The sequence below is a fragment of the Pseudomonas sp. 3-2 genome (assembly GCF_019710535.1).
Taxonomy (GTDB): domain Bacteria; phylum Pseudomonadota; class Gammaproteobacteria; order Pseudomonadales; family Pseudomonadaceae; genus Aquipseudomonas; species Aquipseudomonas pharyngis.
Window position 1 is genome coordinate 4,080,417 of the sequence record NZ_CP081200.1, and the last position, 22,329, is coordinate 4,102,745.

General features: G+C 60.6%; 20 protein-coding genes. All 20 read left to right on the top strand.

The genetic code is table 11. From position 1 onward, the window contains the following. Positions 1 to 75: 75 nt before the first annotated feature. A complete protein-coding gene (locus tag K3819_RS18405; protein ID WP_085612662.1) occupies positions 76 to 522 on the top strand; it encodes an NUDIX hydrolase in 447 nt (148 codons plus the stop codon). A gap of 59 nt (positions 523 to 581) precedes the next feature. Beyond that, a complete protein-coding gene (gene mnmA, locus K3819_RS18410; protein WP_007951446.1) occupies positions 582 to 1,706 on the top strand; it encodes a tRNA 2-thiouridine(34) synthase MnmA in 1,125 nt (374 codons plus the stop codon). Continuing rightward, complete coding sequence (hflD, locus tag K3819_RS18415; RefSeq protein ID WP_039767411.1) at positions 1,703 to 2,326, top strand: high frequency lysogenization protein HflD; 624 nt, start codon at positions 1,703 to 1,705, stop codon at positions 2,324 to 2,326. Before mnmA ends, hflD begins: the two co-directional genes overlap by 4 nt. Before the next feature lie 127 nt (positions 2,327 to 2,453). Continuing rightward, positions 2,454 to 3,824 (top strand): adenylosuccinate lyase, encoded by a 1,371-nt coding sequence (gene purB / locus K3819_RS18420; protein ID WP_039767413.1) that lies wholly within the window; start codon positions 2,454 to 2,456, stop codon positions 3,822 to 3,824. A gap of 86 nt (positions 3,825 to 3,910) precedes the next feature. After that, complete coding sequence (locus K3819_RS18425; RefSeq protein ID WP_007951451.1) at positions 3,911 to 5,086, top strand: cupin domain-containing protein; 1,176 nt, start codon at positions 3,911 to 3,913, stop codon at positions 5,084 to 5,086. Beyond that, positions 5,079 to 5,504, top strand: a complete 426-nt coding sequence (locus K3819_RS18430) for a GNAT family N-acetyltransferase (RefSeq protein WP_039767415.1) — start codon at positions 5,079 to 5,081, stop codon at positions 5,502 to 5,504. The genes K3819_RS18425 and K3819_RS18430 overlap by 8 nt, the downstream gene beginning before the upstream one ends. Positions 5,505 to 5,747: 243 nt before the next feature. Next, positions 5,748 to 6,500 carry a secretin N-terminal domain-containing protein gene (locus K3819_RS18435; protein WP_221397665.1) on the top strand — a complete coding sequence of 251 codons (753 nt, stop codon included), beginning with the start codon at positions 5,748 to 5,750 and terminating at the stop codon, positions 6,498 to 6,500. A gap of 476 nt (positions 6,501 to 6,976) precedes the next feature. Further along, positions 6,977 to 8,302, top strand: coding sequence for an isocitrate lyase (gene aceA, locus K3819_RS18440; protein ID WP_064597742.1), 1,326 nt, complete (start codon positions 6,977 to 6,979; stop codon positions 8,300 to 8,302). 547 nt (positions 8,303 to 8,849) lie between these two features. Continuing rightward, positions 8,850 to 9,263, top strand: coding sequence for an NADH-quinone oxidoreductase subunit A (locus tag K3819_RS18445; RefSeq protein ID WP_003223812.1), 414 nt, complete (start codon positions 8,850 to 8,852; stop codon positions 9,261 to 9,263). 10 nt (positions 9,264 to 9,273) lie between these two features. Beyond that, on the top strand, positions 9,274 to 9,948 hold the full coding sequence (locus K3819_RS18450; protein ID WP_007951456.1) for an NADH-quinone oxidoreductase subunit B family protein: 675 nt from the start codon (positions 9,274 to 9,276) through the stop codon (positions 9,946 to 9,948). 69 nt (positions 9,949 to 10,017) lie between these two features. Next, complete coding sequence (gene nuoC, locus K3819_RS18455; RefSeq protein ID WP_039767687.1) at positions 10,018 to 11,802, top strand: NADH-quinone oxidoreductase subunit C/D; 1,785 nt, start codon at positions 10,018 to 10,020, stop codon at positions 11,800 to 11,802. A gap of 2 nt (positions 11,803 to 11,804) precedes the next feature. Next, positions 11,805 to 12,302 (top strand): NADH-quinone oxidoreductase subunit NuoE, encoded by a 498-nt coding sequence (gene nuoE, locus K3819_RS18460; RefSeq protein ID WP_003223804.1) that lies wholly within the window; start codon positions 11,805 to 11,807, stop codon positions 12,300 to 12,302. Then, positions 12,299 to 13,654 carry an NADH-quinone oxidoreductase subunit NuoF gene (gene nuoF / locus K3819_RS18465; protein WP_064597744.1) on the top strand — a complete coding sequence of 452 codons (1,356 nt, stop codon included), beginning with the start codon at positions 12,299 to 12,301 and terminating at the stop codon, positions 13,652 to 13,654. The genes nuoE and nuoF overlap by 4 nt, the downstream gene beginning before the upstream one ends. 137 nt (positions 13,655 to 13,791) lie before the next feature. Further along, the gene (nuoG, locus tag K3819_RS18470; protein ID WP_221397666.1) at positions 13,792 to 16,506 is read left to right on the top strand and encodes an NADH-quinone oxidoreductase subunit NuoG; all 2,715 of its coding nucleotides are present in this window, start codon (positions 13,792 to 13,794) and stop codon (positions 16,504 to 16,506) included. Then, positions 16,503 to 17,510 carry an NADH-quinone oxidoreductase subunit NuoH gene (gene nuoH / locus K3819_RS18475; RefSeq protein WP_007964859.1) on the top strand — a complete coding sequence of 336 codons (1,008 nt, stop codon included), beginning with the start codon at positions 16,503 to 16,505 and terminating at the stop codon, positions 17,508 to 17,510. Before nuoG ends, nuoH begins: the two co-directional genes overlap by 4 nt. 11 nt (positions 17,511 to 17,521) lie before the next feature. Continuing rightward, complete coding sequence (nuoI, locus tag K3819_RS18480) at positions 17,522 to 18,070, top strand: NADH-quinone oxidoreductase subunit NuoI (protein WP_011334960.1); 549 nt, start codon at positions 17,522 to 17,524, stop codon at positions 18,068 to 18,070. Positions 18,071 to 18,079: 9 nt separating this feature from the next. Further along, positions 18,080 to 18,580 carry an NADH-quinone oxidoreductase subunit J gene (gene nuoJ, locus K3819_RS18485; protein WP_007951462.1) on the top strand — a complete coding sequence of 167 codons (501 nt, stop codon included), beginning with the start codon at positions 18,080 to 18,082 and terminating at the stop codon, positions 18,578 to 18,580. 3 nt (positions 18,581 to 18,583) lie between these two features. Continuing rightward, positions 18,584 to 18,907 (top strand): NADH-quinone oxidoreductase subunit NuoK, encoded by a 324-nt coding sequence (gene nuoK / locus K3819_RS18490; RefSeq protein WP_085699101.1) that lies wholly within the window; start codon positions 18,584 to 18,586, stop codon positions 18,905 to 18,907. Continuing rightward, entirely contained in the window at positions 18,904 to 20,757 is a 1,854-nt protein-coding gene (gene nuoL / locus K3819_RS18495; protein ID WP_074688953.1) for an NADH-quinone oxidoreductase subunit L, read from the top strand. The genes nuoK and nuoL overlap by 4 nt, the downstream gene beginning before the upstream one ends. Before the next feature lie 39 nt (positions 20,758 to 20,796). After that, entirely contained in the window at positions 20,797 to 22,329 is a 1,533-nt protein-coding gene (nuoM, locus tag K3819_RS18500) for an NADH-quinone oxidoreductase subunit M (protein ID WP_011334963.1), read from the top strand.

Consider the following 22,329-nt stretch of genomic DNA (forward strand, 5'->3'; position numbering starts at 1 on the left):
TGTAAAGGGAACATCACAAACCCCGGCCATGCGCCGGGGTTTGTGTTTCTGCCTTTCGCCCAGGAGATTCAATCAATGCAATGGCTCCCCCACATCACTGTCGCCACCATCGTCGAGGACAACGGCCGCTTCCTGATGGTCGAGGAACACAAGGCCGGGCGTAACGTGCTCAATCAGCCGGCCGGCCATCTGGATCCGGACGAAACCCTGATCGAAGCCGCCGTGCGCGAAACCCTCGAGGAAACCGGCTGGGACGTCGAACCCACCGCCGTCATCGGCATTTATCTGTACACCGCCCCGAGCAACGGCGTGACTTACCAGCGGGTATGCTTCAGCGCCGAAGCGGTAAAACACCACCCGGATTATCAACTGGACGACGGCATCGTCGGCGCCAAGTGGCTGACCCGCGACGAATTATTGGCCCAGCGCGATAACTGGCGCAGCGAGCTGATCATCCGTTGCATCGACGATTATCTGGCCGGCAATCGCTTCGGCCTCGAACTGATCCGCCCTTCCCTTTAGCCTTGAGGCCGTGAGCCTGATAGAATCGCGTCCTTTTTCAAGACACTCATTGAATCCCTATGCGTGATCCAGCCCCTTCTGACACATCCAAGAAGCGCGTCATTGTCGGCATGTCCGGCGGCGTGGACTCTTCCGTTTCCGCTCTCCTGCTGATCGAGCAGGGTTATGAAGTGGAAGGCCTGTTCATGAAGAACTGGGAAGAAGACGACGGAACGGAATACTGCACCGCCATGGACGACCTGGCGGATGCCCAGGCCGTGTGCGACAAGATCGGTATCAAGCTGCACACCGCCAACTTCGCCGCCGAGTACTGGGACAACGTGTTCGAGCACTTCCTGGCCGAATACAAGGCCGGCCGCACGCCGAACCCGGACATCCTGTGCAACCGCGAGATCAAGTTCAAGGCGTTCCTCGACTACGCCATGATGCTCGGCGCCGATCTGATCGCCACCGGCCACTACGTGCGCCGCCGCGACATCGACGGCCGCACCGAACTGCTCAAGGGCCTGGATCCGAACAAGGATCAGAGCTACTTCCTGCACGCCGTCGGCGGCGAACAGATCGCCAAGACCCTGTTCCCGGTCGGCGAGCTGGAAAAGCCGGAAGTCCGTGCAATTGCCGAGAAATACGAGCTGGCAACCGCCAAGAAGAAGGATTCCACCGGGATCTGCTTCATCGGCGAGCGTCGTTTCAGCGATTTCCTCAAGCAATACCTGCCGGCGCAACCGGGCGAGATCAAGACCACCGAAGGCGAAGTCATCGGCCGTCACCACGGTTTGATGTACCACACCATCGGCCAGCGCCAGGGCCTGGGCATCGGCGGTCTGAAAGACGCCGGCGACGAGCCGTGGTACGTGCTGCGCAAGGACCTGGACACCAACGAGCTGATCGTCGGTCAGGGCAACAACCATCCGTGGCTGTTCTCCAGCGCCCTGCTCGCTTCGGAAATCTATTGGGTCAACCCGATCGATCTGAGTCAGCCATTGCGTCTGACCGCCAAGGTTCGTTATCGCCAAAGTGATCAGGCCTGCACGCTGGAAAAAACCGCGACCGGCTATCGCGCCGTGTTCGACGAGCCGCAACGCGCAGTCACGCCGGGCCAGTCAGTGGTGTTCTATGACGGTGAAATCTGCCTCGGTGGCGGCGTGATCGAAGTCGCCGAGCCGTGGAGCGGCCAGGCATGAGCCCGACTCAGGAGCAATTGACCGCTCTGGGCGGCGTGTTTCTCGCCGCCGTGCTGGTCGACCGGATCGCCAAGACCGGCCAGACCAACGAGGCCGGCCTGAGCTGCATGCTCGGCAGCCTGCTGGTTCGCGACCCGAAAGACACGCTGGATGTCTACGGCGGCGACGACATCAACCTGCGCGAGGGTTACCGCGCACTGATCGGCGCCCTCGAGCGCGACCCGAGCACCTTGCAGCGCGAACCGCTGCGTTACGCGTTGTCGATGCTTGGTCTTGAGCGGCAACTGGCCAAGCGCAACGACATGCTCGACGTGATCGGCAAGCGTCTGCCGCAGATCCAGTCGCAGGTCGAGCATTTCGGCCCGGCCCACGAAAACGTGATAGCGGCCTGCGGCGCGCTGTATCAGGACACCCTGAGCACGCTGCGCCAGCGCATTCAGGTGCACGGCGACATGCGCAACCTGCAGCAGCCGAGCAATGCCTCGAAGATCCGCGCCCTGCTGCTCGCCGGCATTCGTTCGGCACGCCTTTGGCGCCAGCTCGGCGGTCACCGCTGGCAGTTGGTCGTCAGCCGGCGCAAATTGCTCAAAGAGCTGTATCCGTTGATGCGCAGCGAGTAAATCGTCGCGCAATAAAAGCTTTGTAGCCTGTAACGCGTAATACGCCGGTCAGTTGGCGACGGACCGGCGGATTTTTTCATGTATGATACGCGCCCCATTTCGTTGCCCGACTGTCCGAGAACACCCCATGCAGCTCTCTTCGCTCACTGCGGTTTCCCCTGTTGACGGCCGCTACGCCGGCAAAACCCAGGCCCTGCGCCCAATTTTCAGCGAGTACGGCCTGATCCGTGCCCGTGTTCTGGTTGAAGTGCGCTGGCTCCAGCGCCTGGCCGCTCACGCCGGCATCCCGGAAGTGCCAGCCTTCTCCGCCGAAGCCAACGCCGTTCTGAATGAACTGGCCGAGAACTTCTCGCTGGAGCACGCCGAGCGCGTGAAAGAGATCGAGCGCACCACCAACCACGACGTCAAAGCGATCGAATACCTGCTCAAGGAGCAGGCGGCCAAGCTGCCGGAGCTGGCCAAGGTCAGCGAATTCATCCACTTCGCCTGCACCAGTGAGGACATCAACAACCTGTCCCACGCCCTGATGCTGCGCGAAGGTCGTGATGACGTGATGCTGCCGCTGATGCGCCAGACCGCCAACGCCATCCGCGAACTGGCCATCCGTTTCGCCGACGTGCCGATGCTGTCGCGCACCCACGGCCAGCCGGCTTCGCCGACCACTCTGGGCAAAGAACTGGCAAACGTGGTTTACCGTCTCGAGCGTCAGATCGCTCAGGTCGCTGCCGTTCCGCTGCTGGGCAAGATCAACGGCGCTGTCGGCAACTACAACGCTCACCTGTCGGCCTACCCGCAGATCGACTGGGAAGCCAACGCCCGCGCCTTCATCGAAGACGAGCTGGGCCTGGGCTTCAACCCGTACACCACGCAGATCGAGCCGCACGACTACATCGCCGAGCTGTTCGACGCCATTGCGCGCTTCAACACCATCCTGATCGACTTCGACCGTGACATCTGGGGCTACATCTCCCTGGGTTACTTCAAGCAGCGCACCATTGCCGGCGAAATCGGTTCGTCGACCATGCCGCACAAGGTCAACCCGATCGACTTCGAAAACTCCGAAGGCAACCTGGGCATTGCCAACGCACTGTTCCAGCACCTGGCGAGCAAACTGCCGATTTCCCGCTGGCAGCGCGACCTGACCGACTCCACCGTTCTGCGCAACCTCGGTGTCGGCTTCGCCCACAGCGTGATCGCTTATGAAGCGAGTCTCAAAGGCATCAGCAAGCTCGAGCTGAACGCTGACAAGATCGCTGCCGATCTGGACGCGTGCTGGGAAGTCCTGGCCGAGCCGATCCAGACCGTGATGCGCCGCTACAACATCGAAAACCCGTACGAGAAGCTGAAAGAACTGACTCGCGGCAAGGGCATCAGCCCTGAAGCGCTGCAGACTTTCATCGATGGCCTGGACATGCCGGCCGCTGCGAAAGCCGAGCTCAAGCAACTGACCCCGGCCAACTACATCGGCAACGCTGTAGCGCAAGCCAAACGCATCTGATCGACTGCTTGACCCGTTTGAGACGCCCGGCCGCGCCGGGCGTTTTTATTCCCGTCTGAAAAATGCTTTTTTTCAATAGGTTACATATGAATCCCGATATTCCTCTTCAACTTCTGGGTGGTCTTACGGCGCGCGAATTCATGCGCGATTACTGGCAGAAAAAACCACTGCTGATCCGTCAGGCGATTCCTGATTTCGAAAGCCCGATCGACGCCGACGAACTCGCCGGCCTAGCCCTGGAAGAAGAAGTTGAATCGCGCCTGGTGATCGAGCACGGCGAGCGTCCATGGGAACTGCGTCGCGGCCCATTCGCCGAGGACGAATTCAGCAAACTGCCGGAGCGTGAGTGGACCCTGCTGGTGCAGGCGGTCGATCAGTTCGTGCCGGAAGTCAGCGAGCTGCTGGAAAATTTCCGCTTCCTGCCGAGCTGGCGCGTCGACGACGTAATGATCAGCTTCGCCGCCCCGGGTGGCAGCGTCGGCCCGCACTTCGACAACTACGACGTGTTCCTGCTGCAAGGCCACGGCAAGCGCAACTGGAAAATCGGCCAGATGTGCGACTCCGAAAGCCCGCTGCTGCAACACGCGGACCTGCGCATCCTCGCCGAATTCCACGAGACCGAAGAGTGGGTTCTGGAACCGGGCGACATGCTCTACCTGCCGCCGCGCCTGGCCCACTGCGGTGTTGCCGTCGATGACTGCATGACCTACTCGGTCGGCTTTCGCGCACCAAGCGCCGCTGAAGTGCTGACCCACTTCACCGACTTCCTCAGCCAGTTCCTGACTGACGAAGAGCGCTACACCGACGCCGATGCAAAACCGGTCAGTGATGATCCACATCAGATCCAGCACGATGCACTCGGCCGCCTGAAAGCACTGCTCGCCGAGCACATGAGCGATGAGCGCCTGCTGCTGACCTGGTTCGGCCAGTACATGACCGAGCCGCGTTATCCAGAGCTGGTGGTCGGCCCGGAAGAGGTCGAGGAAGAAGACTTGCTCGGCGCACTCGAAGACGGCGCCATCCTGATCCGCAACCCGAGCGCGCGCCTGGCGTGGTCGGACGTCGATGACGATCTGTTGCTGTTCGCCAGCGGCCAGAGCCGTTACCTGCCGGGCAAGCTGCGCGAGCTGCTGAAGCTGATCTGCTCCGCCGACGCCCTGCACACCGACAACCTCGGTGACTGGCTGAGCGACGAAGACGGTCGCGGCCTGCTGTGCGAATTGGTCAAACAGGGAAGCCTGGGGTTCGCAGACGATGAATAAGATTCGCGTACGTGTTGCAGACTGGCAAAAGGACAACGCCGAGATCCGCCGCATTCGCGAAACGGTGTTCATTGCCGAACAATCGGTTCCACCCGAGCTTGAGTGGGACGCCGACGACGCCACAGCGGTGCACTTCCTGGCTTTCGAAGGCGACTTTCCGATCGGCACCGCCCGCCTTTTGCCCGACGGACATGTTGGCCGGGTTTCGGTGCTCAAGGACTGGCGTGGCCTGAAGGTCGGCGATGCGCTGATGCAAGCGGTCATCGCCGAAGCAGAGGAGCGCGGACTGAAGCAGCAGATGCTCAGCGCCCAGGTGCAGGCCACGGCGTTCTATGAGCGCCTGGGTTTCAATCTGGTCAGCGAGGAATTCCTCGAAGCCGGGATTCCGCATGTAGACATGGTTCGTCATTCGGCATAAGTCCGCGTCGCGGCATTCGCGGGCAAGCCCGCTCCCACAGGAGACCTCCAGCGAACACAGATTTTGTGCTCGGCAGAGATCCAATGTGGGAGCGGGCTTGCTCGCGAAGAGGCCCTCCAGAACACCACAAAACGCCCTGCCATTTTCGGATGCCGGGGCGCTTTGCTGTCTACGATTCAACTTGCCCCACCCCGGGCCGACAAACTGGCAATATCAAGCCTTTCGAAAGCGGAGATAACGGACATGTCCCTACGCACCCTGCTCACCACCCTGCTGCTCGGCTGCAGTGTTTCGGTGATGGCAGCCACAGAAATCGTGCCCCTCAAGTACCACACCAGCGCCGACATGCTGCCGGTGGCTCAGGACTTCATCGGCAAGGACGGCCAGGTCAGCGCCTATGGCAACCAGCTGATCGTCAAGGCCGAGCCCGGCAAGATCGAAGAACTCAAGGACCTGCTATCGCAGCTCGACACCGCGCCCAAGCGCTTGCTGATCACGGTCGACACCAACGAAAACAACGGCCGTGGCGACGAAGGTTATTCAGTCAATGGCGCGCAAACCCGGATCATCAGCCGCAGCACCGCCAGCCGTGACGGCGGCATTCAGCAGATCCAGGCCAGCGAAGGTGCACCGGCGCTGATCCAGGTCGGCCAGAGCGTGCCGATCACCAGCAGCCAGACCAACTCCTACGGCGATTACAGCAGCCAGACTCAATATCGCAACGTCACCCAGGGTTTTTACGTCACCGCCAGCGTCACCGGCGAAACCGTTCACCTGGCCATCAGTACCAACCGTGACCGCATGAGCCAGGAACGTCCCGATGTAGTGAACGTGCAAAGCACCGACACAACTGTCACCGGACGGCTGGGCGAATGGATCACCCTCGCCGGCGTGAATCGCCAGACCCAGACCGACAAACAGGGTCTGGCCCGCAGCTACTCGACTCAAGGCCGGGATGACATGACGTTGCGGGTGAAAGTCGACACGCTGGACTAAAGCACCAAAAACTGACTGATTAGTCGTATTAGACGAAAGATGTAGTGCTTGAAAAAAAGCACTACAAAACGTTTGACGAGCCAAAAAAGCGAAGGCATGATGGCCTCGCTCCCGCTAATCAGAGGCCCTGGCAAGGGCCTTCGAAGCGCTGCTCGCAACCATCCCCGCGAGCCGTTTCGTGTCTGTACCGCCCACAAGGCGTGTTTGACGAGGTTGCCGACTGGAACGAAGTTGTCCCGAGGGACGGAAGCGTAATTAGGTAACCCGGCTTTACACTGTCGTTCGTATAAAGGCCCACGACGCCCGAATGCGCCCACCAGTTCGCCTTTACCTGCTCACCTCCCCTCGAGCTCATCGTTCATCCCGTCGCCTGCCCCGCCGAACCCGACCTGACCACCTAAGCTTCTGGTCAGCGAGCGCAAGGAATTTTCCACCGCAGAACAACTTTTCATAAAGACGCGACGAGGTTTATCTCCATGGCACTGACACGCGAACAGCAAATTGCAGCCCTTGAAAAAGACTGGGCTGAAAACCCGCGCTGGAAAGGCGTGACTCGCAATTACTCCGCTGCTGACGTCGTCCGTCTGCGTGGCTCGGTTCAACCAGAGCACACCTTTGCAAAAATGGGCGCCGAGAAGCTGTGGAACCTGGTCACCCAGGGTGCCAAGCCGTCCTTCCGCCCAGAGAAAGATTTCGTCAACTGCATGGGCGCCCTGACCGGTGGTCAGGCTGTTCAACAGGTTAAAGCCGGTATCCAGGCGATCTACCTGTCGGGCTGGCAAGTCGCGGCGGACAACAACTCCGCCGAATCGATGTACCCGGACCAGTCGCTGTATCCGGTGGACTCGGTTCCAACCGTGGTCAAGCGCATCAACAACTCGTTCCGTCGCGCCGACCAGATCCAGTGGAAAGCCGGCAAGAACCCGGGCGACGAAGGCTACATCGACTACTTCGCGCCAATCGTGGCTGACGCCGAAGCCGGTTTCGGCGGCGTACTGAACGCCTACGAGCTGATGAAGAGCATGATCGAGGCAGGCGCCGCCGGCGTTCACTTCGAAGACCAGCTGGCTTCCGTGAAGAAATGTGGCCACATGGGCGGCAAGGTGCTGGTTCCAACCCAGGAAGCCGTGCAGAAGCTGACCGCGGCTCGTCTGGCTGCCGACGTTGCGGGCGTACCGACCATCATTCTGGCCCGTACCGACGCCAACGCTGCCGACTTGCTGACTTCCGACTGCGATCCGTACGACCAGCCATTCGTGACTGGCACCCGTACCCAGGAAGGTTTCTACAAGGTTCGTGCAGGTCTGGACCAGGCAATCGCCCGTGGCCTGGCCTACGCGCCGTACGCCGACCTGATCTGGTGCGAAACCGCCAAGCCGGACCTGGAAGAAGCCCGTCGTTTCGCTGAAGCGATCAAAAAGGAATACCCGGACCAGATCCTGTCGTACAACTGCTCGCCTTCCTTCAACTGGAAGAAAAACCTGGACGACGCGACCATCGCCAAGTTCCAGCGCGAACTGTCCGCCATGGGTTACAAGCACCAGTTCATCACCCTGGCCGGCATTCACAACATGTGGCACAGCATGTTCAACCTGGCGCACGACTACGCCCGCAACGACATGACTGCCTACGTGAAGCTGCAAGAGCAGGAATTCGCTGACGCCGCCAAGGGTTACACCTTCGTGGCTCACCAGCAGGAAGTGGGCACTGGCTACTTCGACGACATGACCACCGTGATTCAAGGTGGCTCATCGTCGGTAACCGCACTGACCGGTTCGACAGAAGAAGAACAGTTCCACTGATCGACTTCGCCTGAGCGAACGGCCTTTGCGGACCGTATAGAAAGCTAACCGCATTGCCGAAAAAACTGACGCCCCGACTGGTTCGGGGCGTTTTTTTGCCTGTGGTTTTCCAGGCACCTCAGGAATTGGCAAAGCCTGTCAGGCAAAACATTGATCCAGAGCGGTATCCGCATCGCAAAAATCGGCTAAAACGGGCGCCGCCGCTACTTGCAGTAACGCGCATATAAGACAACTTCCCAACTACTGACCCGTTAAACAGTTACGAAATCTCTGCAAACGATATCAATTATCATTTAGCGACAACTATGTTCGTTACATTTCCCACAAAACATAATTCTTGAAATTCCGGCTAATGCCCGCAACGCATGGGCTGCGGGCCCTTCGAGGTGTGCTATGTCCTTATTCCAATAAATAATTTCGCCATAGGAATTTTACTTGCAGGGTGTTTAGCCATAAAATCAGCGCGATTGATTGCTGCGACATATCGTCACTGCCTTATTTCTTTATCAAGCTCAGAGACCTTTGCTCTCTGTTAAGGATTTCCAGCATGCCCGAAGCGACAGGACTCATGGCCCACAACTGGGGCTTTGCCATTTTCCTTCTGGGTGTAGTCGGCCTGTGCGCCTTCATGCTCGGCGTCTCCAGCCTCCTCGGGTCAAAAGCCTGGGGCCGCAGCAAAAACGAACCGTTCGAGTCCGGCATGCTACCTACCGGTGGCGCCCGCTTGCGGCTCTCAGCCAAATTCTATCTGGTCGCGATGCTGTTCGTGATCTTCGATATCGAAGCCCTCTTTCTCTTTGCATGGTCTGTGTCCGTCCGCGAAAGCGGCTGGACCGGATTCGTCGAAGCTCTCGTTTTCATAGCAATTCTGTTGGCAGGTCTTGTCTACCTGTTCCGAGTGGGCGCCCTTGACTGGGCTCCGGAAGCTCGTCGCAAGCGGCAGGCGAAGCTGAAACAATGAGGCTTTGGCAATGCAATACAATCTCACCAGAATCGACCCCGATGCTCCTAACGAGCAGTATCCGATCGGCCAGCGGGAAACCGTTTCCGATCCGTTAGAGGATCAAGTCCACAAAAACATTTTCATGGGCAAGCTGGAAGACGTGCTGAGTGGCGCGGTCAACTGGGGACGTAAGAACTCCCTGTGGCCGTACAACTTCGGTCTGTCGTGCTGCTACGTGGAAATGACCACCGCCTTCACGGCGCCCCACGACATCGCGCGCTTCGGCGCCGAAGTTATCCGGGCATCACCGCGTCAGGCCGACTTCATGGTTATCGCCGGGACCTGCTTCATCAAGATGGCGCCGATCATTCAGCGCCTGTACGAGCAGATGCTCGAACCCAAGTGGGTGATCTCGATGGGTTCGTGCGCCAACTCCGGCGGCATGTACGACATCTACTCCGTGGTTCAGGGGGTGGACAAGTTCCTGCCCGTTGACGTCTACGTACCTGGCTGCCCGCCCCGTCCAGAAGCATTTCTGCAAGGCTTGATGCTGTTGCAGGAATCCATTGGCCAGGAGCGTCGCCCACTGTCCTGGGTCGTTGGCGATCAAGGCGTTTATCGCGCCGACATGCCTTCGCAGAAGGAACAGCGCCGCGAACAGCGAATCGCAGTCACCAACCTGCGCAGCCCTGACGAAGTCTGATCCAGTCTGTTTCATAGAAACGAGAGGCTGGCTTCATTCTTTACGTTGACCGAAAGCGAAAAAATAACCATGACTACAGGCAGTGCTCTGTACATCCCGCCTTATAAGGCAGACGACCAGGATGTGGTCGTCGAACTGAACAACCGTTTTGGCGCCGAAGCGTTCACCGCTCAGCCGACCCGCACCGGCATGCCGGTGCTGTGGGTGGCCCGCGCCAAGCTCGTCGAAGTCCTGACCTTCCTGCGCAACCTGCCCAAGCCGTACGTCATGCTCTATGACCTGCACGGCGTGGACGAGCGTCTGCGCACCAAGCGTCAAGGGCTGCCGGGCGGTGCCGATTTCACCGTGTTCTATCACCTCATGTCGCTGGAACGTAATAGTGACGTGATGATCAAGGTCGCCTTGTCCGAGAGCGACCTCAGCTTGCCGACCGTCACCAGCATCTGGCCGAACGCCAACTGGTACGAGCGTGAAGTCTGGGACATGTTCGGCATCGACTTCAAAGGTCACCCGCACCTGTCGCGCATCATGATGCCGCCGACCTGGGAAGGTCACCCGCTGCGCAAGGACTTCCCGGCGCGCGCTACCGAGTTCGATCCGTTCAGCCTGAACCTGGCCAAGCAACAGCTCGAGGAAGAAGCCGCGCGCTTCCGTCCTGAAGACTGGGGCATGAAGCGCTCCGGCCCTAACGAGGACTACATGTTCCTCAACCTGGGTCCGAACCACCCTTCGGCGCACGGTGCGTTCCGCATCATCCTGCAACTGGACGGTGAAGAGATCGTCGACTGCGTTCCGGACATCGGTTACCACCACCGTGGCGCCGAAAAGATGGCCGAGCGTCAGTCCTGGCACAGCTTCATTCCGTACACCGACCGTATCGACTACCTCGGCGGCGTGATGAACAACCTGCCGTACGTGCTCTCGGTCGAGAAGCTGGCCGGCATCAAGGTGCCAGAGAAGGTCGACGTCATCCGCATCATGATGGCCGAGTTCTTCCGGATCACCAGCCACCTTCTGTTCCTGGGTACCTACATCCAGGACGTCGGCGCCATGACCCCGGTGTTCTTCACCTTCACCGACCGCCAGAAGGCGTACACGGTGATCGAAGCCATCACCGGTTTCCGTCTGCACCCGGCCTGGTACCGCATCGGCGGCGTTGCCCACGACCTGCCGCGCGGCTGGGAAAAACTGGTGAAAGACTTCGTTGAATGGCTGCCGAAGCGCCTCGACGAATACACCAAGGCCGCGCTGCAGAACAGCATCCTCAAGGGTCGTACCATCGGCGTTGCCCAGTACAACACCAAAGAGGCCCTGGAATGGGGCGTCACCGGTGCCGGCCTGCGTTCCACCGGTTGCGACTTCGACCTGCGTAAAGCGCGTCCGTACTCCGGTTACGAGAATTTCGAGTTCGAAGTGCCACTGGCCGCCAACGGCGATGCCTACGACCGCTGCATGGTTCGCGTCGAAGAGATGCGCCAGAGCGTCAAGATCATCGACCAGTGCCTGCGCAACATGCCGGAAGGCCCGTACAAGGCGGATCACCCGCTGACCACGCCGCCGCCGAAAGAGCGCACGCTGCAGCACATCGAAACCCTGATCACGCACTTCCTGCAAGTTTCGTGGGGCCCGGTCATGCCGGCCAACGAATCCTTCCAGATGATCGAAGCGACCAAGGGCATCAACAGTTATTACCTGACGAGCGACGGCGGCACCATGAGCTACCGTACCCGGATCCGCACTCCGAGCTTCCCGCATCTGCAACAGATCCCTTCGGTGATCAAAGGCAGCATGGTCGCGGACCTGATTGCGTACCTGGGTAGTATCGATTTCGTTATGGCCGACGTGGACCGCTAAGCATGAACAGCACGCTTATCCAGACAGACCGTTTCACCTTGAGTGAAACCGAGCGCTCGGCCATCGAGCATGAGCTGCATCACTACGAAGACCCGCGCGCGGCGTCGATCGAAGCCCTGAAGATCGTTCAGAAAGAACGCGGCTGGGTGCCGGACGGCGCCCTGTACGCCATCGGCGAGATCCTCGGCATCCCGGCCAGCGACGTTGAAGGCGTGGCCACGTTCTACAGCCAGATCTTCCGTCAGCCGGTCGGCCGTCACATCATTCGCGTCTGCGACAGCATGGTCTGCTACATCGGCGGCCACGAGTCGGTGGTCAGCGAAATCCAGAACAACCTGGGTATCGGCCTGGGTCAGACCACTGCCGACGGTCGTTTCACCCTGCTGCCGGTCTGCTGCCTTGGCAACTGCGACAAGGCACCGGCGCTGATGATCGATGACGACACCTTTGGCGATGTCCAGCCTGCCGGCGTCGCCAAACTGCTCGAGGGCTACGTATGACCCTGACTTCTTTCGGTCCTGCCAACCGCATCCAGCGTTCGGCCGAGACTCACCCGCTGACCTGGCGCCTGCGTGACGACGGCGAAGCCGTGTGGCTCGACGAGTACCAGGCCAAGAACGGTTACGCCGCTGCGCGCAAGGCCTTCGCCGACATGGATCAGGACGCCATCGTCCAGACCGTGAAAGACGCAGGCCTCAAAGGTCGCGGCGGTGCAGGCTTCCCCACAGGCGTGAAGTGGGGCCTGATGCCAAAGGACGAATCCATCAACATCCGCTACCTGCTGTGCAACGCGGATGAAATGGAGCCGAACACCTGGAAAGACCGCATGCTGATGGAGCAACTGCCCCATCTGCTGATCGAAGGCATGCTGATCAGCGCCCGCGCGCTGAAAACCTACCGTGGTTACATCTTCCTGCGTGGCGAGTACACCACCGCCGCCAAGCACCTGAACCGTGCCGTGGAAGAAGCCAAGGCAGCGGGCCTGCTGGGCAAGAACATCCTGGGCAGCGGCTTCGACTTCGAGCTGTTCGTCCACACCGGCGCCGGGCGTTACATCTGCGGTGAAGAAACCGCACTGATCAACTCCCTCGAAGGCCGCCGCGCCAACCCTCGCTCCAAGCCGCCCTTCCCTGCCGCCGTCGGCGTGTGGGGCAAGCCGACCTGCGTGAACAACGTTGAAACCCTGTGCAACGTGCCGGCGATCATCGCCGACGGCGTGGACTGGTACAAATCGTTGGCCCGCGACGGCAGCGAAGACATGGGCACCAAGCTCATGGGCTTCTCCGGCAAGGTCAAGAACCCTGGCCTGTGGGAACTGCCATTCGGCGTGACCGGTCGCGAGCTGTTCGAAGATTACGCCGGCGGCATGCGCGACGGTTACAAGCTCAAGGCCTGGCAGCCAGGCGGCGCCGGTACCGGTTTCCTGTTGCCGGAACACCTCGACGCACAAATGTACGCCGGCGGCATCGCCAAGGTGGGCACCCGTATGGGTACCGGCCTGGCCATGGCGGTGGACGACAGCGTCAACATGGTGTCCCTGCTGCGCAACATGGAGCAGTTCTTCGCTCGCGAATCCTGCGGTTTCTGCACCCCTTGCCGTGATGGCCTGCCATGGAGCGTCAAGCTGCTGATGGCCATCGAACAAGGCCGCGGCCAGCCAGGCGACATCGAGACCCTGCTGGGTCTGGTCAACTTCCTCGGCCCGGGCAAGACCTTCTGTGCTCACGCACCGGGTGCCGTGGAGCCGTTGGGCAGTGCCATCAAATACTTCCGTCCAGAGTTCGAAGCCGGTATCGCGCCTGCAAGCGCCGCCGTCCCGCCTCTGGCGAAGCCGATCACAGTCGGCGCGTAAACGCTTAAAAAAGGCGAAGGGTCCGTGCCCTTCGCCTTTCGTCCGATGACGCCTTTCGGGGCTGACTGGATTCGGACGGATAACAAGATTCCATTAGCCACGCCCGCTGACACCGGGCCAACGAAGACCTTTGAACCATGGCCACTATCCACGTAGACGGCAAAGCGCTCGAAGTCGACGGGGCAGACAACCTGTTACAGGCATGTCTGTCGCTGGGCCTCGACATCCCTTATTTCTGCTGGCACCCCGCGCTTGGTAGCGTCGGGGCGTGCCGCCAGTGCGCGGTCAAACAGTACACCGACGAGAACGACACCCGTGGTCGCATCGTCATGTCCTGCATGACCCCTGCCACCGACAACACCTGGATCTCCATCGACGATGAAGAATCCAAGGCGTTCCGCGCCAGTGTCGTTGAATGGCTGATGACCAACCACCCGCACGACTGCCCTGTGTGCGAGGAAGGCGGTCACTGCCACCTGCAAGACATGACGGTGATGACCGGCCACAACGAGCGCCGTTATCGCTTCACCAAACGTACCCACCAGAACCAGCAACTGGGCCCGTTCATTTCCCACGAGATGAACCGCTGCATCGCCTGCTACCGCTGCGTGCGTTTCTACAAGGATTACGCCGGCGGCACCGACCTCGGTGTATTCGGCGCCCACGACAACGTGTACTTCGGTCGCGTTGAAGACGGCACCCTCGAAAGCGAGTTCTCCGGCAACCTCACTGAGGTCTGCCCGACCGGTGTGTTCACCGACAAGACTCACTCCGAGCGCTACAACCGCAAGTGGGACATGCAGTTCTCGCCGAGCATTTGCCATGGCTGCTCGAGCGGTTGCAACATCTCCCCGGGCGAACGTTACGGCGAACTGCGTCGCATCGAAAACCGTTACAACGGTTCGGTGAACCAGTATTTCCTGTGCGACCGTGGCCGTTTCGGTTATGGCTACGTCAACCGCACCGACCGCCCACGTCAGCCGCTGCTGGCCGACGGCACCAAGCTTGGCCTGGATGCTGCGCTGGACAAAGCCGCCGACCTGCTGCGCGGTCGCAACATCGTCGGTATCGGTTCGCCGCGTGCCAGCCTGGAAAGCAACTACGCGTTGCGTGAGCTGGTCGGTGCCGAGCACTTCTACTCCGGTATCGAAGCCTCGGAGCTGGAACGCATCCGTCTGGTCCTGCAAGTGCTGAAAGACAGCCCGCTGCCCGTGCCGAACATGCGCGACATCGAAGATCACGACGCCGTGTTCGTCCTCGGTGAAGACCTGACCCAGACTGCCGCCCGTATGGCCCTGGCCCTGCGTCAGTCGGTCAAAGGCAAGGCCGAAGACATGGCCGAAGCCATGCGCGTCCAGCCTTGGCTCGACGCTGCGGTGAAGAACATCGGTCAGCACGAACTGAACCCGCTGTTCATCGCCAGCCTGGCTGAAACCAAGCTCGACGACATCGCCGAAGAGTGTGTACACGCCGCTCCAGACGATCTGGCCCGCATCGGTTTCGCCGTGGCTCACGCCCTGGACGCCAGCGCACCGGCCGTTGAAGGTCTGGACGCCGAAGCCCTGGAGCTGGCCAAGCGCATCGCCGACGCCCTGCTCGCGGCCAAGCGTCCGCTGATCATCGCCGGTACTTCGCTGGGCTCCAAAGCCTTGATCGAAGCCGCGGCGAACATCGCCAAGGCCCTGAAGCTGCGCGAGAAGAACGGTTCGATCAGCCTGATCGTGCCGGAAGCCAACAGCCTCGGCCTGGCCATGCTCGGTGGCGAATCGGTCGATGCTGCGCTGCAAGCGGTCATCGACGGCAAGGCCGACGCCATCGTCGTGCTGGAAAACGATCTGTACACCCGCACCGCCAAAGCCAAGGTCGATGCGGCACTGAACGCTGCGCAAGTGGTGATCGTTGCCGACCATCAGAAGACCGCCACCAGCGACCGCGCGCATCTGGTTCTGCCAGCCGCCAGCTTCGCTGAAGGCGACGGTACGCTGGTCAGCCAGGAAGGTCGCGCCCAGCGCTTCTTCCAGGTTTTCGACCCGCAATACATGGACGCGAGCATTCTGGTCCACGAAGGCTGGCGCTGGCTGCACGCCCTGCGCGCCACCCTGCTGAACCAGCCGATCGACTGGACGCAACTCGACCACGTGACCGCTGCCGTTGCTTCGAGCACGCCGCAACTGGCCCGTATCGTCGACGCCGCGCCGTCCGCCTCGTTCCGCATCAAGGGTCTGAAACTGGCCCGTGAGCCGCTGCGTTACTCCGGTCGCACCGCGATGCGCGCCGACATCAGCGTTCACGAGCCACGCACCCCGCAAGACAAGGACACCGCGTTCGCCTTCTCGATGGAAGGTTACTCGGGCTCCGCCGAACCGCGTCAGCAAGTGCCGTTCGCCTGGTCGCCGGGCTGGAACTCGCCGCAAGCCTGGAACAAGTTCCAGGACGAAGTCGGTGGTCACCTGCGCGCTGGCGATCCGGGCACCCGCCTGATCGAAAGCACCGGTGATTCGCTGAACTGGTTCGCCAGTGTTCCGCGCGCGTTCAACCCGGCCCAGGGTACCTGGCAAGCCGTGCCGTTCTATCACCTGTTCGGCAGCGACGAGAACTCGTCGAAAGCCGCTCCGGTCCAGGAACGCATCCCGGCCGCCTACGTTGCACTGGCCAAGTCCGAAGCGGATCGCCTGGGCGTCAACGACGGTGCACTGCTGAGCCTCAATGTGGCCGGCCAGACCCTGCGTCTGCCGCTGCGCATCAATGAAGAGCTGGGCGCTGGCCTGGTTGCACTGCCGGCCGGTCTGGCAGGCATTCCACCGGCGATTTTCGGCCAAACCGTTGATGGTCTGCAGGAGGCAGCGCAATGACCTGGTTCACCCCTGAAGTGATCGATGTGATCCTGACGGTCATCAAGGCCATCGTGATCCTGCTGGCCGTGGTGGTCGCAGGCGCGTTGCTCAGCTTTGTCGAGCGTCGCCTGCTGGGCTGGTGGCAGGACCGTTACGGTCCGAACCGCGTGGGTCCGTTCGGCATGTTCCAGATCGCGGCCGACATGCTGAAGATGTTCTTCAAGGAAGACTGGACGCCGCCGTTTGCCGACAAGGTGATTTTCACCCTGGCACCGGTGGTGGCCATGTCCGCCCTGCTGATCGCTTTCGCGATCATCCCGATCACCCCGACTTGGGGCGTGGCGGATCTGAACATCGGCCTGCTGTTCTTCTTCGCCATGGCTGGTCTGTCGGTCTACGCGGTGCTGTTCGCCGGCTGGTCGAGCAACAACAAGTTCGCCCTGCTGGGCAGTTTGCGTGCCTCGGCGCAGACCGTGTCCTACGAAGTGTTCATGGGCCTGGCCCTGATGGGCATCGTGGTGCAGGTCGGCTCCTTCAACATGCGCGACATCGTCGAGTACCAGGCGCAGAACCTGTGGTTCATCATTCCGCAGTTCTTCGGCTTCTGTACCTTCTTCATCGCTGGCGTGGCCGTGACTCACCGTCACCCGTTCGACCAGCCGGAAGCGGAACAGGAACTGGCCGACGGTTACCACATTGAATACGCCGGTATGAAATGGGGCATGTTCTTCGTCGGTGAATACATCGGCATCATCCTGATCTCGGCGCTGCTGGTCACCCTGTTCTTCGGTGGCTGGCACGGTCCGTTCGGCATCCTGCCGCAACTGTCCTTCGTCTGGTTCGCACTGAAGACCGCGTTCTTCATCATGCTGTTCATCCTGCTGCGCGCTTCCATCCCGCGTCCGCGTTATGACCAGGTGATGGATTTCAGCTGGAAATTCTGCCTGCCACTGACCCTGATCAATTTGCTGATAACCGCTGCGGTTGTGTTGTGGAACACACCTGCGGTTGCGGTTCAGTGAGGATTTGACCCATGTTCAAATATATTGGCGACATCGTTAAGGGTACCGGTACCCAGTTGCGCAGCCTGGTCATGGTCTTCGGCCATGGCTTTCGCAAGCGCGACACCCTGCAATACCCGGAAGAGCAGGTCTATCTACCACCGCGCTACCGTGGCCGCATCGTCCTGACCCGCGACCCCGATGGCGAAGAACGCTGCGTAGCCTGCAACCTGTGCGCCGTGGCGTGCCCGGTGGGTTGCATCTCGCTGCAGAAAGCTGAAACCGAAGACGGTCGCTGGTACCCGGACTTCTTCCGTATCAACTTCTCGCGCTGCATTTTCTGCGGTCTCTGCGAGGAAGCCTGCCCGACCACCGCGATCCAGCTGACCCCGGATTTCGAGATGGCCGAGTTCAAACGTCAGGACCTGGTGTACGAGAAAGAAGATCTGCTGATCTCCGGCCCCGGCAAAAACCCTGATTACAACTTCTATCGTGTTGCAGGTATGGCCGTTGCGGGCAAGCCGAAAGGCGCCGCACAAAACGAAGCCGAGCCGATCAACGTGAAGAGCTTGCTGCCTTAAGGAAGAACGATGGAATTCGCTTTCTATTTCGCATCGGGTATCGCTGTTGTGTCCACACTGCGTGTGGTCACCAACACCAATCCTGTGCACGCCCTGCTCTACCTGATCATTTCGTTGATCGCCGTGGCCATGACCTTCTTCGCACTCGGCGCTCCGTTCGCCGGCGTGCTGGAAGTGATCGCCTACGCTGGCGCCATCATGGTGCTGTTCGTGTTTGTGGTGATGATGCTGAACCTGGGCCCGGCCTCGGTGCAGCAGGAACGCACCTGGCTCAAGCCCGGGATCTGGGCGGGGCCGGTGATTCTCGCCGCCCTGCTGCTGGCCGAACTGCTGTATGTGCTGTTCGCTCACCAGAGCGGTCAGGCCATCGGCCACACCACCGTCGACGCAAAAGCCGTGGGCATCAGCCTGTTCGGTCCGTATCTGCTGGTGGTCGAACTCGCCTCGATGCTGCTGCTCGCTGCAGCCGTCACGGCGTTCCATTTGGGCCGTAATGAGGCTAAGGAGTAGAACATGCCTGTTATCCCTCTCGGTTCTATACCTATGGAGCATGGCCTGGCCGTTGCCGGCATCCTGTTCTGCCTTGGTCTGGTCGGCCTGATGGTCCGCCGCAACATTTTGTTCGTGTTGATGAGTCTGGAAGTGATGATGAACGCCTCTGCACTGGCCTTCATCGTTGCGGGCGCCCGCTGGGCGCAACCGGATGGACAGATCATGTTCATCCTGGTGATCAGCCTTGCAGCCGCCGAAGCCAGTATTGGCCTGGCGATCCTGCTGCAACTGTATCGCCGCTTCCACACGCTCGATATCGACGCTGCCAGTGAGATGCGCGGATGAACCTACTCTTTCTGACTTTCGTATTCCCTCTGATCGGGTTCCTGTTGCTGTCGTTCTCCCGCGGCCGCTTCTCGGAAAACCTGTCGGCGCTGATCGGTGTCGGCTCCATCGGCCTGTCTGCCATCGTCGCGGCCTACGTGATCTGGCAATTCAACGTCGCGCCACCGGAAGGTGGCGTCTACACCCAGGTGCTGTGGCGCTGGATGTCGGTGGAAGGTTTCCAGCCTGACTTCGCGCTGTACCTGGATGGTCTGTCCGTGACCATGCTCGGTGTGGTCGTCGGTGTCGGCTTCCTGATCCACCTGTTTGCATCGTGGTACATGCGTGGCGAAGACGGTTACTCGCGCTTCTTCTCGTACACCAACCTGTTTATCGCCAGCATGCTGTTCCTGATCCTGGGCGATAACCTGCTGTTCATCTACTTCGGTTGGGAAGGCGTGGGCCTGTGCTCGTACCTGTTGATCGGTTTCTACTACAGCAACCGCAACAACGGTAACGCCGCACTCAAAGCCTTCATCGTCACCCGTATCGGCGACGTGTTCATGGCGATCGGCCTGTTCATCCTGTTCCAGCAACTGGGCACGCTGAACGTCCAGGAGCTGCTGGTGAAGGCGCCTGAGCACTTCAAGGTCGGCGATTTCTGGATCGTGCTGGCGACCCTGATGCTGCTGGGTGGTGCGGTCGGTAAATCGGCGCAACTGCCGCTGCAGACCTGGCTGGCGGACGCGATGGCCGGCCCTACCCCGGTTTCGGCACTGATCCACGCCGCAACCATGGTGACTGCCGGTGTCTACCTGATTGCCCGTACCCACGGCCTGTTCGCCCTGGCGCCGGACATTCTGCACCTGGTCGGCATCGTGGGCGGTGTGACCCTGGTACTGGCCGGTTTCGCCGCACTGGTGCAAACCGACATCAAACGTATCCTCGCCTATTCGACCATGAGCCAGATCGGCTACATGTTCCTGGCGCTGGGCGTTGGTGCCTGGGAAGGCGCGATCTTCCACCTGATGACCCACGCCTTCTTCAAGGCCCTGCTGTTCCTTGCCTCCGGTGCGGTGATCGTTGCCTGCCACCACGAGCAGAACATCTTCAAGATGGGCGGCCTGTGGAAGAAACTGCCGCTGGCCTACGCCAGCTTCATCGTCGGTGGTGCCGCCCTGGCCGCCCTGCCGCTGGTGACCGCCGGTTTCTACTCCAAGGACGAAATCCTCTGGGAAGCGTTCGCCAGCGGCAACCACGGTCTGCTTTACGCAGGTCTGGTCGGTGCCTTCATGACGTCGCTGTACACCTTCCGCCTGATCTTCATCGCGTTCCACGGTGAAGCCAAGACCGAAGCCCACGCCGGTCACGGCATCGCTCACTGGCTGCCGCTGTCGGTGCTGATCGTGCTGTCGACCTTCGTCGGCGCCATGATCGTTCCACCACTGCACGGCGTACTGCCGGAGAGCGTTGGCCATGCCGGTGGCGAAGCCAAGCACAGTCTGGAAATTGCCTCGGGTGCCATCGCCCTGGCCGGTATCCTGCTGGCGGCCCTGCTGTTCCTCGGCAAGCGTCGCTTCGTCACCGCGATCGCCAACAGCGGCATCGGCCGTCTCCTTTCGGCCTGGTGGTTCGCTGCCTGGGGCTTCGACTGGATCTACGACAAACTGTTCGTCAAGCCGTACCTTGCGATCAGCCATGTACTGCGCAAAGACCCGCTCGACCAGACCATCGGTCTGATCCCGCGCATGGCCAAGGGTGGTCACACCGCCCTGAGCCGTACTGAAACCGGTCAACTGCGTTGGTACGCCGCCTCGATGGCTGCTGGTGCCGTGTTGGTCATCGGCGCTGTCGTGCTGGTAGCGGTCTGATATGAACCTTGCGAATTTGCGAAAGGAAACGAGCCCGTCATGATTCTGCCTTGGCTAATCCTGATCCCCTTCATCGGCGGCCTGCTGTGCTGGCTGGGTGAGCGCTTCGGCGCCACCCTCCCCCGCTGGATTGCGCTGTTGACCATGACCCTGGAACTCGCCCTCGGCCTCTGGCTGTGGGCCCACGGTGACTATTCATTTGCACCGGCGCCTGGCGCCGATCCGACCTGGGCGCTTGAGTTCAAGCACGTCTGGATCCAGCGCTTCGGCATCAATGTGCACCTGGCCCTCGACGGCCTGTCGCTGCTGATGATCCTGCTGACCGGCCTGCTGGGCATCCTCTCGGTACTCTGCTCGTGGAAAGAGATTCAACGTCACGTTGGCTTCTTCCACCTGAACCTGATGTGGATCCTGGGCGGCGTTGTCGGCGTGTTCCTCGCCCTCGACCTGTTCATGTTCTTCTTCTTCTGGGAAATGATGCTGGTGCCGATGTACTTCCTCATCGCGCTCTGGGGTCACAGTTCTTCGGACGGCAAGAAAACCCGGATCTACGCAGCGACCAAGTTCTTCATCTTCACTCAGGCTTCCGGCCTGATCATGCTGGTGGCGATCCTCGGTCTGGTCCTGGTCAACTACAACAGCACCGGCGTGATCACCTTCAACTACGCCGATCTGTTGAAGACCAAGATGTCGATGACCACCGAGTACATTCTGATGCTCGGCTTCTTCATCGCCTTCGCGGTCAAGCTGCCAGTGGTTCCGTTCCACTCCTGGCTGCCTGATGCTCACGCCCAGGCGCCGACTGCAGGTTCCGTCGACCTCGCCGGTATCCTGCTGAAAACCGCGGCCTACGGTCTGCTGCGTTTCGCCCTGCCGCTGTTCCCGAACGCCTCGGCCGAATTCGCGCCGATCGCCATGACCCTCGGTCTGATCGGGATCTTCTACGGTGCGTTCCTCGCTTTCGCGCAAACCGACATCAAGCGTCTGATCGCCTTCTCGTCCGTTTCCCACATGGGCTTCGTACTGATCGGCATCTACTCCGGCAGCCAACTGGCACTGCAAGGTGCCGTGATCCAGATGCTGGCCCACGGTCTGTCGGCAGCGGCACTGTTTATCCTCAGCGGTCAGCTGTACGAGCGTCTGCACACGCGTGACATGCGTGAGATGGGCGGTCTGTGGTCGCGTATCGCTTACCTGCCGGCGATCAGCCTGTTCTTCGCAGCCGCTTCGCTGGGTCTGCCAGGCACCGGTAACTTTGTCGGCGAGTTCCTGATCCTGATCGGTACATTCGCCAGTGCGCCATGGATCACCGCGATTGCCACCTCCGGTCTGGTGTTCGGTTCGGTCTACTCGCTGATCATGATCCACCGCGCTTACTTCGGTCCGTCCAAATCGGATTCGATCCTGCACGGCATGGACGGTCGCGAACTGATCATGGTGCTGGGCCTTGCGGTACTGCTGATTTACCTCGGCGTCTACCCGCAACCGTTCCTCGACACTTCCGCCGCCACGATGCATGGCGTGCAGCAGTGGCTCGGCACCGCCTTCACTCAACTCGCTTCGGCCCGGTAA